At 43.7% G+C, this 12,612-nt stretch carries 9 protein-coding genes; 4 read left to right on the plus strand and 5 right to left on the minus strand.

Annotated features, from left to right (window positions below; all coding sequences use genetic code 11):
• The first annotated feature begins 34 nt into the window (after positions 1–34).
• The 3 genes from M2408_RS09630 to M2408_RS09640 all read left to right on the plus strand — a co-directional run bounded on the left by M2408_RS09630 (position 35) and on the right by M2408_RS09640 (position 2,270).
• The gene (locus M2408_RS09630; RefSeq protein WP_259181259.1) at positions 35–904 is read left to right on the plus strand and encodes a hypothetical protein; all 870 of its coding nucleotides are present in this window, start codon (positions 35–37) and stop codon (positions 902–904) included.
• Between the two features lie 209 nt (positions 905–1,113).
• The gene (locus M2408_RS09635) at positions 1,114–1,629 is read left to right on the plus strand and encodes a hypothetical protein (protein WP_259181260.1); all 516 of its coding nucleotides are present in this window, start codon (positions 1,114–1,116) and stop codon (positions 1,627–1,629) included.
• Positions 1,630–1,691: 62 nt separating this feature from the next.
• A complete protein-coding gene (locus tag M2408_RS09640) occupies positions 1,692–2,270 on the plus strand; it encodes a hypothetical protein (protein WP_259181261.1) in 579 nt (192 codons plus the stop codon).
• 44 nt (positions 2,271–2,314) lie between these two features.
• Here M2408_RS09640 and M2408_RS09645 read toward each other — a convergent pair whose 3' ends face one another.
• Together M2408_RS09645 and M2408_RS09650 are read right to left on the minus strand one after the other, a co-directional pair.
• Positions 2,315–3,610: a serine hydrolase gene (locus M2408_RS09645; protein ID WP_259181262.1), complete on the minus strand. Its 1,296-nt coding sequence runs from the start codon at positions 3,608–3,610 to the stop codon at positions 2,315–2,317.
• 75 nt (positions 3,611–3,685) lie between these two features.
• Positions 3,686–4,510: an AraC family transcriptional regulator gene (locus M2408_RS09650; protein ID WP_259181263.1), complete on the minus strand. Its 825-nt coding sequence runs from the start codon at positions 4,508–4,510 to the stop codon at positions 3,686–3,688.
• A gap of 150 nt (positions 4,511–4,660) precedes the next feature.
• Between M2408_RS09650 and M2408_RS09655 the strand changes: the two genes are divergently transcribed.
• On the plus strand, positions 4,661–7,444 hold the full coding sequence (locus tag M2408_RS09655) for a glycoside hydrolase family 78 protein (protein ID WP_259181264.1): 2,784 nt from the start codon (positions 4,661–4,663) through the stop codon (positions 7,442–7,444).
• Between the two features lie 133 nt (positions 7,445–7,577).
• Here M2408_RS09655 and M2408_RS09660 read toward each other — a convergent pair whose 3' ends face one another.
• Genes M2408_RS09660 through M2408_RS09670 form a run of 3 tightly spaced genes read right to left on the minus strand, consistent with a single transcriptional unit; the run spans position 7,578 to position 12,609 of the window.
• Positions 7,578–8,369, minus strand: coding sequence for a hypothetical protein (locus M2408_RS09660; protein ID WP_259181265.1), 792 nt, complete (start codon positions 8,367–8,369; stop codon positions 7,578–7,580).
• A gap of 3 nt (positions 8,370–8,372) precedes the next feature.
• On the minus strand, positions 8,373–9,176 hold the full coding sequence (locus M2408_RS09665; protein WP_259181269.1) for a hypothetical protein: 804 nt from the start codon (positions 9,174–9,176) through the stop codon (positions 8,373–8,375).
• A 10-nt stretch (positions 9,177–9,186) separates the two neighbouring features.
• Positions 9,187–12,609: a carboxypeptidase regulatory-like domain-containing protein gene (locus M2408_RS09670; protein WP_259181270.1), complete on the minus strand. Its 3,423-nt coding sequence runs from the start codon at positions 12,607–12,609 to the stop codon at positions 9,187–9,189.
• Positions 12,610–12,612 lie beyond the last annotated feature (3 nt).

Here is a 12,612-nt window from a genome sequence, read left to right on the forward strand (position 1 = left end):
ATTGGTATCAAAATCTCCAACTGACAAATAAACTATGAACTTTTACACATTTGAAAACAAAAAAATGCCCTGGGGCGATTATGGAAATATCTTGTTTACAGGGTTTGCATACCCTGATGAAAATAATGGCGAAATCATATATATAGAACGTGCAGGTCCTTTTGTTCCTGCAATTTATAAAAAGTGGGATATGATTTTAGTTTCTGAAAGTACCAAGCAAAAATTAGAAAAATCTGATTTGAAAGGAATTCAATTCATCAATACAACTTTCAAAAAAATAGTAGATATCGATTGGCAAAATTGGGATTTGGAGGCAGATGAGCCCAAGCTTTATCCAGCTGGAGGCGAGCCAGAAAATTATATTTCCACAAGAAAGCATAATGCTGAAATTGCCGAAAAAATGGAAGCAATCTGGTGTTTGAAATTAGATAAAGAAACTTTGATTGGAAGAAAGCAAAAGAACGTGTCTGGAAGAGATCAGCTCTTCATTATTGAAAACTCCTGGACAGGTAACGATATTTTTATCAGCAAAAGTGCCGGACATATTTATCTTACTGAAAAGGCAAAAAAATGGTTTGAAGAAAATTTGCCAGAGTTCGTAAATTTCAGAGAATTTAATTCCAAAATAGCAACACAGCAGGAAATTGATTTTGTATTGGAATACATAAAACCCAAACAAGCAAAAGTTGATCCTTTTGCACATCTGACCGAAAAAGATTGGAAGAACTATCAGAAGTTTATTGGACAAGCTAATAAACTTGTTGTAAAGTCAAAATCCGACAAAACCGAAAAATCTAAATTGACAAGTATAAACAAAGCGATTGATTGTTTAAAAAGTGCCGAACAAATACGAACATTAGGAAAAAAAGAACAAGATTTATTAAACAGGCTTACAGGACAATAATACTGCTGGTAACAAACATCTGCAAGTGGAATCTCCCCAACCTGGTGAATTTTATACGCTAAAATTTATTTTGGAGGCTACTGTATAAAATATTTTTTTATTTCGTCGGATTTAAAATTGTTGTCACGAATTGTAAATATTATTGTTGAATAACAATAGAATTGTGTTTCATTGTTCTCAGTTATCACATTTTATTGATTACATTTTTTATGAAAAGAATCACTACAATTCTATTTTTACTTTTTGGATGTATGGCTGTCCATGCGCAAAAGATTAAGGTCGAAAATAAAACGAAGACCAGTTCCTTCGTGAGTTATCCCGAAGAACCATTTTCCTATGAGTTTTTGGAGTACAATCTCCAGATCAATCCTGACAACACAAAAATCAATCTTGTGATGGAAGGTAAAGAGCTGACGTCGGTAAATATTACGGCAATGCGTACGGAGAAAATACGGGCAGATGCAAAAAATAATACCTTGGTAGTTGGTAATCTCCAAATGACGCAGAAAACAGGAGCAGGTATCCTTTTGTGCCGGGTGGAGTTTTTACCGATGACACTAGAGGGCATTACGACTAAAAGCGGGAACGCCTGGGAGAATATTTTTAAAAATTCTTTCGTGCTAAATGTTCCCTTAAAAGTAACCTATATCAATTCCTTTGATAACAAAGTTATTGAAGCGGATACAATTGTGGCTCAATATACTGATGGGGACTCGCAGATCTGATTGTTGAAGGAGATCAGTTGATGGCTCAAATAGCGACTACTTTTCCAAATAAAAAAGATGCGATGCTACAATCATTGGCGTTCCTAAAACAGAATTATGAAGGCATGACACTTAGTATTTTCGATAATTTAATTGGCCATAACCAGATTGCGGCCTTCTGGAACCGAAACATTACTAAAAAACAAATGAGATTCCAGAGTACAGGGAGTCTTTTCTTTACAAGATTTAAGGATAAGAATGACCCTAAGCAGCTTGAATATAATGAGCAGATCGATAAGCTGATCTTACTTGCTGATGGTATCAATAAATCAGCCTACGATAAAAATAAAGTTGACAAATCCAGTTTTGCGGCAGTCGCTCAGATCGCCGAATACCTTGAAAAGGAATTGACAGGAGTTGCCAATGAGGAGATCAAGATTGCATTACAGACAGATCTGTTGTATTGTTATCTGATAGGAAGCAACTTCGACAAAGCAATACCAGTGATGGAGGGACTCAAATCGAAAAACAAACTCAACTTTAAGATGAACGGGATCTGGGAGCAATTACCTGTTTTGGCTAAGGCGAAGAAAAATTTTGAAGAAAACAAAGGAAAGCTTTCCGCTACATATTCCGATGCACTAAATAAAATGATGAATTAAAGATTTTTTATTTTTACAGCTACAAAGGAAAAGGTAAAGCGGGACTATTTCTTGCTGTGAGTTTCCTTTACACCGGCTTTTGTTAAGATAATCGTATTGTAGACACCTGTCTTGTCCCTGACAAATTCGATGGTTCTGTCATTATCGTCGGATCTGAAAAATTTTGTTTCGGACTCGGGGATAAGCTCTATTTCGGCGTCATTGTAATAGAGCTTGCCGTCAATATGGAGGATCTGAACCTGATCATACTGACCCACATAGCGCTTATACAAGGTGGAATCCACCGGAGCACGATGATGCCGATAAGGGAGTTCGACATCTTTTCCAAATACAATAGCCGAAAGCCCATAAGCGATGAGATGGGAGTGGGACTCATTATTGGAAAGGACTGTGACCAATAGCTTGTCATCTGTAAAGCGGTTAAAAGAAGTGATGGTGCCGAAAAAACCACCATCGTGCGCAATCAGTGGATGCCCATGGTTATAAAAGGGGTTGATGATAAATCCATAGCCCCAGTTTTCGGATTTATGGGGTGTAAACATTTTCTTCTTCATTTCGGCAGATAAAACAGTGGTTCCATAGAGCGCACGGTCCCATCGTGCCAAATCCTCGACTGTCGAATAAACGCCATCATGACCCAGATTGATCTGCCAGTTGATATAAGGATTATGAACAAAACCATGCGCGCCACGGTAATAGACCTTGGCCTTTTTGGACACGATCGTATCATTGTTGCTGACGCCTGTATTGTTCATTCCGGCTTTTTCAAATATATTTTTCTTTAAAAAAGCTGCATAACGCTCTCCTGAAACTTTTTCAATGATCTTTGCCAATAGATAATAACCGATGTTGCTGTATGCACTCTGGCTGCCGGGTGAAAACTCATAAGGAATCTTTTTGATGGCGGCATAGGCCGAATCGCTGCTGATGCTGGATAAAGCGATTTCTTTGAAACCCATGGCCAGCCCTGATGAATGCGACAACAATTGATGGATGCTGACACTGTCTGCCTTTGGATAATCTGGGAAAAATTTACTGAGTTTATCATCGAGGGATAACTGGCCGCGATCGACCAATTGTAGGATCGCAGTCGCGGTGAATTGTTTGGTGACCGATGCCAGCTGAAATTTGGTGTCTACGGTATTGGGGATATGCCATTCATAATCGGCCTGACCGTAGGCCTTCTTGAGTAACACCCTGCCATTTTTCTGTACAAGGACTGTTCCGCTAAAATTATTCACGGCAAGCTGTGCCTGCATATAGCGGGCTAGTTTGGCCGATGTACTTTGTTGTCCAAAAACCAGCATCGGACAGAGGATAACGAATAGGATAAGCTTCATGGACTGTTGCATCAATTAACTACGCAGCAATGTTACCATTAAAAAAAACGCTGTCATTGTATTTTTGTAAACCCCTTAAATAAAAATCCATTTGATCTCATCCCGTTCAAGGGCTGCTATTTTGGAAAAGAAAACTTTTGGTGTAAAACCTGTTAATTTTTTAAAATCACGGATCATGTGCGACTGGTCAAAATAATCGACATGATAGGATAGACCTAGGTTGTCTTTGTTGTCCAGCTGGCTTTGAATGGCTGCCCGGAACCGGACTATTTTTTTGAACTGCGACGGGCTCTTGCAGATATGCTGATCAAAATGTTTATTGATCGTTGTCCGTGATCGCCCGATTTTACGCGACAATGTGGTTATGGATTGATTCAGGTTGTCGGTATCAAGCATTTCGCCGAGTACATTTTCCAGCAGCGGATCAGCAAAAGGGCGTAGTTTTGAGATCCAATAGGCTTCCAGAGCCTTGATCCGCTCCTGATGATCCATCAGGGAAAGAATGCTGGTCATGGCCTCTTTATAATCGTCGTAAGGATTAAAATCGGGGAAGGTTCCAGCAGTGTAATGCCGCAGGTCATCTGTTATAAAAGCATTTAACCCGAGTGGCTTGAAGTAGGTCGTGATTTCATTTATTTTGCCGTCGTAGCTGATCAGGACGGGTTGATTAAAATCGCAGACAAGGTTGGTCTCTATGGGGGCAGTGGGACAGTGTGTTGTGATGATTTTATCCGCTGTGACGAAGGTGCTGGTCTGTGCGCTGATGGTAACAATGCTGTAGATACTGGGAAAGGTAAAATAGGTAATGGGCTTCTCGGCTGCAGTTTTCTCCAGGATATAGAAGCATTCGATATAGCGCTTCAATATTGGGCTCTCAGGCTGATAGACTTTTAGGATCATCGGATTTTTTTTTAAATCAATTAGTTGCGTAAATTTAACAAAGTCCAATCAGTGCTGTAAGAAAATTTTCGGGAAAATTGTATCTCCTTGGGATGCTGTAGTCTGGACGGATTGTTGGCTTGGTAATCAGTTATTGAAAAGAAGAACGGAATGAACATGCACATACAGAAAGTATTTTATAGCATTTTTTTATGTTTTTTCTATGGTCAGACAATGTGGGCCGCTGAAAAATCTGGTGTATCCATTGTTCCCGATCAGCTGACCTGTGAATACCGCACAAACCCGCTGGGTGTAGATCAAAGGCAACCGCGGCTGGGCTGGCTACCGCAGGCCACTAATAGCGATGATTATGGCCAACGACAGCGCGCTTACCGGATTCTCGTCAATACAGACTCTGCTGCATTGGCCCGCAAAAAGGGGGAATGCTGGGATTCCGGTTGGATTCAATCATCCGATACGCAACATATCCTGTATCAAGGTAAACCACTGACTTCAGACCGGGGCTATTTTTGGTGTGTTGCCATTCAGGATGAACAGGGGAGAATATCCCCGTATAGTCCGATCGCAAAATGGACCAGTGCGCTATTTGACCAAAAGGACTGGACATCCAACTGGATAGGGACAGGGGATACCTATAACCCGAAGATGAAAGACTGTAATCTGGATGACCCTTGGTTCAGGAAAACGATAACGCTGACGGAGGACGTGGCGGAAGCCCGGATCTACGTGGCCTCGATCGGATTTCACGAAATCTATGTCAATGGGAAAAAAATCGGAAACCCGATTTTAACACCCGCAGTGACCGATCATAGCAAGCGGGCCCGTTATGTCACTTATGATATCGCAGCTTATCTGCACCGGGGGCAGAATACGATCGCATTTTGGCTTGGTACCGGCTGGTCCATCTATGCACCGTATGCAACAGCGGACAAACCCCGAAGTCCCATTCTTCGTGCCCAGGCCCGCCTGTACGATACCAGTGGAAAACAGCTCGCCCTGATCACAACGGACAAAAGCTGGAAAACACATCCTAGCCCCAACAAACTCCTGGGCAATTGGTCTCCGAATAATTTTGGTGGTGAATTGTTCGACGCAAATAAAGATATTCCCAATTGGGCTTCGCCGGACTTTTCGGATAAATCATGGAAGCATGCAAAGGAGTTTCAGCCTAAGCTTGTTTTATCGGCCCAGGCTGTCGAAGACAATGTCCTTTTTAAAGAAATCCATCCCGTAGGTATAACATCCCTACCCAATGGTGATTATCGCGTTGATATGGGTGTTAATTTTGCGGGCTGGACCGAGATTAACGTCAAAGGTAGTCCGGGTAAACGCATTGATTTCCTCTATTCCGAACGGGCACAGGAGGAGATGACCTTTAAAAACCGAAGTGCCTATATCGTTGGGCCAACAGGGCAGGGTACGTTCAGAAACCGATTCAACTATAGTTCTGGCCGATGGATTACAATCCGTGGTGCAAAGGAAAAGCCTGAGCTGAGCGCGATAAAAGGTTGGGCCATCCGCACCGGATTTACGCCCGTGACTGAATTTAGCTGTTCAGATAGTTTACAGAATTGGATCTATGACCGTATCGTATGGACGTACAGCAATCTTTCCCTGGGGGGAATGATCGTCGATTGTCCGCAACGCGAGCGCATGGGCTATGGTGGCGATGCGCATGCCACCTCAGAAACTGGTATGGCCAACTTCAATATGGCGGCATTCTATGAAAAATGGATGCAGGACTGGCGCGATGTGCAGGGCACAGAATCTATGGTGGGCGATATGAACGATCCATCCTGGGCCCGAAAGAAAGAAACCAGTGGCCGTATATTCAATAATGGCATACTTCCGCATACTGCTCCTACCTATTGGGGTGGTGGTGGTCCGGCCTGGGGCGGAATTGTCGTTGTTCTCCCTTGGACTCATTATCAGCACTATGGTGACCTGAACATATTAAAAAACAATTTCAATCTGATCAGGACCTGGATCGCGTACATCAATACGCATGTCCATGATCATATCCTCCAACCCTATGGTGGTACCTGGGACTTTTTGGGGGATTGGTTATGGCCTAATGCGACCGCGGAGGGAATGAACAACAACAAAGCTGAAAACATTTGTTTCAATAACCTGTACAGGGTATACAACCTGCGGACAGCTGTCCGGATTGCTTTGGCGATCGGCGAAAAGGAGCAGGCAGAGGAATGGGAAAAACAGGTAGAGCTCGCAACGGATACCATTAACCGCTTATTTTACAACACAAAAACGCATCTGTATGCTGACGGCTCCATGGCGAATCAGGCGCTGGCCCTGTTGTCGGAAGTTGCCAAAGTGGATGATAGGGAAAAAATTCTTGAACAGTTGGCGCAAGATGTCCTGGTCAAGCATCAGGGGCATATTCATGCGGGGATCACTGGTGGAGCATTACTGTTCAAGTACTTGCGGTCCGTCGGTCGTCATGATCTGCTCTATAGCATGCTGAAACAGGAAACCTACCCCAGCTGGGGATATATGAAGGCCAATGGAGCCACAACGATATGGGAAATGTGGGAAAAAGACCTTCCGGGGCATTCGCTCCTCCATAGTTCATTTTTATATCCCGGTGCATGGTATATCGATGGGCTGGCTGGGATAAAACCCTTGAGCCCGGGATATCGCTCCTTTGTCATACAGGTGCCGGGAAGCGGGGATGTGCCTATCAGCTGGGTGAAGACAGCCTTTAGGGCTCCGGGTGGTTTGATCAAAGTCCACTGGAAAAGGGAGGCAGGCAAGCTGCAGCTGGAAATAGCTGTTCCACCCAATACGACAGCCACGCTAAAGATTCCAAAGGAAGATCATATACAGTTGCTGCCGGATGAAAAAAGGATCCGTTCGTTAGCAACTGAAGATAATTATCGGGTGTTTGAATTGCAGCCTGGCGTATACCATTTTTAAGGTAGCATACAACAGTGGCTTGGCCTGGTGCTAAGGGCGATGACGGATAGACTCCATTTTCAAAAAAACAATTGTCGAGCAGGTGCGCCTGGGCTAGACGCGCTTGCTCGACAATGATTACCCTTGGATCCGGTTAATCCAAATAGAAGAAAAGTCGGCTGAATGTTTGGTTCGGCACGTTGGGTGCAATAAAATAGGGCTGAACTTTCCCCTTGTCGTTCAATTTTGGGAAAAAGAATCCGCCGGCGGGCAACTTACTTTTTGTTTCATCGCCTTCAAAAGCCCATTCATCTGTATTGGCCTTTGTGAAATTAACTGTGGCACTCATCAGATCGACGTTTTTGTCAAAATCCTTGAGTGGCAGATAATCGACATAGACCCATCTTCCGGGAAGCACATTTTTTGCAATGTACTCTTTACGGACATCGCCCGAAGTTGCATTGACCTTTTGTAAAGAAATATCAATCGGGAAATCTATGCTTTTATCATAAATGTAAAAGCCTAATTTATTGATATTGGGGTCCGCAGCGGGAGGGACCACTGCTTGTACCTTTCCATCAAAATAGAGGTAATTGAAATTTACTTTGATGGTGTTTTCAGGCAATTCAGCACTATAGACCACTTTCTTTGTCAACGTGTCGGTTAAAGTAACAAATCTCTTTTTGGGTATTTTGTAGCTATAAGCAGTAGCAAAATGAATATTGCTCTGGGGTTGAATGATAAAATCACCATTTTTATGATCAAAAACGGTGGTATCAATCGCGATCACTAAAGGGTGCTCACCGCCATTATAGCCATTGATCAGAATATGCATTGCACGTTCTACCTCAATAGTGTCTTTGTTGCAGGCGCTGAAAAAGAAGGAAATGCTGATCAGCAGGACCGTAATAGGTTGGAAAAATGTCTTTGTCAATAAATTTTTCATAAATTATAATTCTAAAACCTTATTAAACCGTATAATATTATTAAGCGGAGCTTCGTTGATGATAAACAGCTTGGAAATGGCTTTTGTGGGCGAGGGTACAGGCGCACCCGAGGTCAGCAGGCTAAATTCAAATGGAGATCCTTCCGTATAGGGGATGTTTGTCCCAGCTTTATAAATATAGGCCCGAAATAATACCGACGTTTTTTCCCCTTTGTAATCCTGTATTCCTAACGGAAATGGATCAAAAGTAATGGGCAGGGAGAATTCATTGGGTTTTAAGTTTTTGATCCGGATGACCTCTTCAAACACTTTGGGCGTAAAATAGTATTTCCCAAATACAATATCCACGGGTTCGCTGTAATTTAAAATATTGGACTGGAGCATATAGATTAATTGCACTTTGCCCTCTACTGGTGCCGGAAGCGTTGGAAAATCGGCCACTTTTCCGTCCATGTAGATAATATTGAGGTTTGTCGAGACCGCTGTGTCGTTGGCCCTGATTTCTCTTTCCAAAAGAATTTTATCGGTCGCTTTGGACTTCATGGTAAATTTTAAGTGCTGCTTGGCTGGGTCATTGAAATTATAATTCGCCCCGAAAGCGATTTTGCTAAAGGCTGGCGTCACTGTCGCGCTAAATGTATCCAATTGAAGAACAAGTTCCTCATTGCTGTTATTGTAACCGCTTAAATTGATCATATGTACATTGGAATGATACAGCAGATCGTCTCCGCCTTTATTGCACGACAGGAGGGTGAAGAGCAGAAAAAAGGAGATCGCCGTGGCTGTTAAGATTATTTTTGTTTTCATAACGGTTGATTTAAAATGTGTATCCGATGGATAGGCTAAAGGAGCTGCCCACTTTCCGGTTGAAGGTTTCTTTGTCGCCTACGCGTGTCTTTTTGGTTCCATCCTCGGAGGTCTCGTAGTAACCTTCCTCATATTTTTGGGAAAAGCCAAACTTCCATTCGTAGATCTCATCCCACTCTTGGGTCGGCCACTCGGAATTTGATAAGCCTTTCCATCGATCTTGCACTTTGAACGTTTCGGGTCTGTTTACATAAAAACGGAATGGACTGTTCAACAGATTGCTCAGGTTCAGTTTGAGGTCCAGATTTTTATTTTTCAATAATTTGTAGCTCAGTTGCGCGTCTAGCTGATTCCGGGGGCGCTCGTATTCGATCAGGTCTTCACTCATGGCAGTCATAAAGGTTTTATACCCCATATGGTTGAAGGCCACGTTAGCACCTAAGCGGTCTCCGGCATATTGTAATGCCGCATTATAGACTACAGGTATCTGTCCATAGAGCGGACGCTTACTTTTCAGGAATTGTTTTTCCCGGTATTCAAAGGTATTTCCATATTTATCGGTGCCGATGCCCTTGGACCGGAATTCGGCCGATTGTACTTCTGAGTTTTGAAGCGTGATGTTTCCACTAAAATTAAAATTCTCCAATAGGGAGCCCGGTAGCATAAATCCTAAGTTTTTGCGGATATCAAATTCCAGTCCCTTTATTTTGGCCCATTCCGAGTTATTGGTGGTTACATAGATGCGGTGTGAGGAATCCATCATCTGCTGGTACAACTCGATCGGGTTCTGAAAATATTTATAGAAAAATCCAATAGAAATGACTTCCGCAATGGAAGGATACCATTCCAAACGCATATCATAGTGGTCAATTACGGTAGACAGGACGCCTTCATTCCGACGGTAAGCTCCGCCCAGTGCCGGATCCTGACGCACCATTCTGGAGTTTTCAATCAATGCGGGGCGTACCACCGACTGCGAATAGGCCATCCGGATATTGAAATCCTGTAATGGCGTCAATGTCAGGCTCGCCGATGGAAGATAGCGCCAGGTTTTCTCTTCGGTTTCGGGATCTGCCGTCATGCCCACCAATTTTCCGGTTTTTGGATCGACAAAGCGTTGCTTACGCATGGCAATGGTGCGTGCATCCATCTGCAAGTCATTATCGCCGTTTTGCAAGCTTTTATACTTGAAGTATTCGGCACGTAATCCCCAGGTCAGTCGAATCCAGGAATTGAACCTGTTGTCCATCATTCCATAGACAGCCTGGTTGATATTTTTCCCTTCATAGGCACTGATGGAGAACGCGGCTGGATAATAGAACATCCCATGCAACGGATCCTTAAACTCCAGGTATTTAGACCAGGTATTTACGGGGGCGAAGGTATTGGCTCCGACCGAAACGATTGGCAGGGAGACCCATTCAAAAAGTCCATGCCGATCCATAAACTGATAGCCGGCTTTCAGGGTTTGCTTTTGACCGAACCAGTTCGTCTGGTAGCTCAATGCGCCTTCAGCAATTTTATTGGTCTCCGTATAATGGTATTCGGAACGTGTAAACGTCCCGTCTCCGGCATTGGCATAGTGCGAAGGGACGACATTGTAAATGGTGTCATTCAGGGTGCCAATCGGGGCGATCCAGGCCTCGGTAGCATCTTTCTCCAGGTTGTTCAGGCGATTGCGGGCTACATTCCATTCTAGCTTAAAATTGCCGAAGCGATGTTCTCCGTCCAACCTATTCTGGAGCATATTGATAAATTTGGGGCGGTCATACTCCCGGATGGCAGGTCTCGAATCGTGGCCGATATCATTTCCCCAGCCCTGGATCACAGAAAACTGATTGTTGAACATGCGGGAATAAAAGTTGCGGGAGGTTATTTTGTGATTTTTGCTGTTCCAGCCCAGGTTGATCAATCCGCTTAAGCTCGAATTAAAGTTGTACTGCATGGAGGTCGTCGGATGGATTTCTTTTCCAGTGCTTATATCGTAGGTTGTCCCCTCGACTTTCTGCCAATTGCCCCTTTCAAAATTGGAGATGTTATCAATAGACTGTTCATTTCGATAGCTGATTGAGCCTACAAATCCAAAGATACCTTTCATTGTATTGTAACTCCGCCCCAGGCTGAACTGATAGTTTTGCCCGGGTAGGGCGGTATATTTTCGTGTACCCAAACGTTCTAATCCGCCGATGCGTTTGTTCTGCGCAGCGATCATTTCGGGTGTAAAAGGCGTCACGCCTTCAGGCACCGGTTTATAAGGGTTGGCGGGATCATAATTGATACCGTTGAATACGGTTAAATCCCTTGGGAAATTGCCCCGCGTGCCATCGTCAAATGCCAGGTAGTCCCAGCCGCCACGGCCGTAGCCCAGGAAATCTTTGCCCGTTGACCCATTGATATACTTGCTTCCCACCGAAAAGGAGGTGAAGTTTTTGACTGGAATAGCCAGGGTATTGATCTGGACCAGTCCACCACCAAAACCAAAGCTCAGATCTGGCGATGAAGTCTTGTGGATAACGACATTGTCGATCAGGTTGCTCGGTACAATATCAAATTCGAAGTCCCGTACCTGGACATCGGTACTCGGGAGGGTGGCTCCATCCATCATGGCCAGGTTATACCGTTCGGCAATACCCCGGATAACGACACGACGGTTGTCATTGGTACTGACACCAGAGATGCGTTTTAAGGTCTCACCAACGTTTTTGTCCGGTAAAACGGCTATTTGCTCGCGACTGATTCCGTTGGAGATCGTCGCTGCATTTTTTTGTTTGGTATATAAGGAAGCAATACTTTCCTGTTTATAACTTCCTGTGACAACGACCTGCTCCAGGCTTTTGACCACATCCTTTAAAACGACGCTTAGGTTGGTCTGCTTCCCGGCATGGACAACGATGTCGGTGATCCTTTTTGTCTGATGGGAAATGTAGCTGACCTCAATCGTATAGGTTCCGGCGGGGATATTCAACGTATAGCTTCCATCGGCTTTACTTTTTAAAGACTGGCTAGTTTGGAGCACAGTGATACTCGCATCTGCGAGCGCTTCACCATTTTCGTTTGTGATCCTTCCGCTGATATTTCCCTGTTGTTGCGTTCCGATTTTGTCTGTGCTCCGGGATAGTGAAACGGGGATAACGGCTGTTTTCTTTGCCGAAACGATCACGGATTGGTCCTTCAGTACAAAGGTCAGCGGTTGGTTTTTGAAAATTTCTGCCAGTACACTATTTATATCAGTGTTTCGGGTTTCTATCGTGACCGGTCTGGACATTTTAAGAAGGCTGCCTTCTACTAAAAATCCATAACCTGTCTGCGTACTTATTTTTTTGAATACTTTGGCCAGGGAGCTTTTCTTCTCGGAGAGACTGATGTTTTGTCCTATCGCCCCAAAGCTGATCTGTAGCATGCCAAAAAGTGTCATGAAGGTGGTTAGCTTCATTTT

The organism is Sphingobacterium sp. BIGb0165, from assembly GCF_024810095.1.
Taxonomy (GTDB): domain Bacteria; phylum Bacteroidota; class Bacteroidia; order Sphingobacteriales; family Sphingobacteriaceae; genus Sphingobacterium; species Sphingobacterium detergens.

Excerpts from the sequence above, each read along its gene's own strand:
- M2408_RS09630 (WP_259181259.1), top strand. The coding sequence starts at position 35 with ATGAACTTTTACACATTTGAAAACAAAAAAATGCCCTGGGGCGATTAT.
- M2408_RS09635 (WP_259181260.1), top strand. The coding sequence starts at position 1,114 with ATGAAAAGAATCACTACAATTCTATTTTTACTTTTTGGATGTATGGCT.
- M2408_RS09640 (WP_259181261.1), top strand. The coding sequence starts at position 1,692 with ATGCTACAATCATTGGCGTTCCTAAAACAGAATTATGAAGGCATGACA.
- M2408_RS09645 (WP_259181262.1), bottom strand. The coding sequence starts at position 3,610 with ATGAAGCTTATCCTATTCGTTATCCTCTGTCCGATGCTGGTTTTTGGA.
- M2408_RS09650 (WP_259181263.1), bottom strand. The coding sequence starts at position 4,510 with ATGATCCTAAAAGTCTATCAGCCTGAGAGCCCAATATTGAAGCGCTAT.
- M2408_RS09655 (WP_259181264.1), top strand. The coding sequence starts at position 4,661 with ATGAACATGCACATACAGAAAGTATTTTATAGCATTTTTTTATGTTTT.
- M2408_RS09660 (WP_259181265.1), bottom strand. The coding sequence starts at position 8,369 with ATGAAAAATTTATTGACAAAGACATTTTTCCAACCTATTACGGTCCTG.
- M2408_RS09665 (WP_259181269.1), bottom strand. The coding sequence starts at position 9,176 with ATGAAAACAAAAATAATCTTAACAGCCACGGCGATCTCCTTTTTTCTG.
- M2408_RS09670 (WP_259181270.1), bottom strand. The coding sequence starts at position 12,609 with ATGAAGCTAACCACCTTCATGACACTTTTTGGCATGCTACAGATCAGC.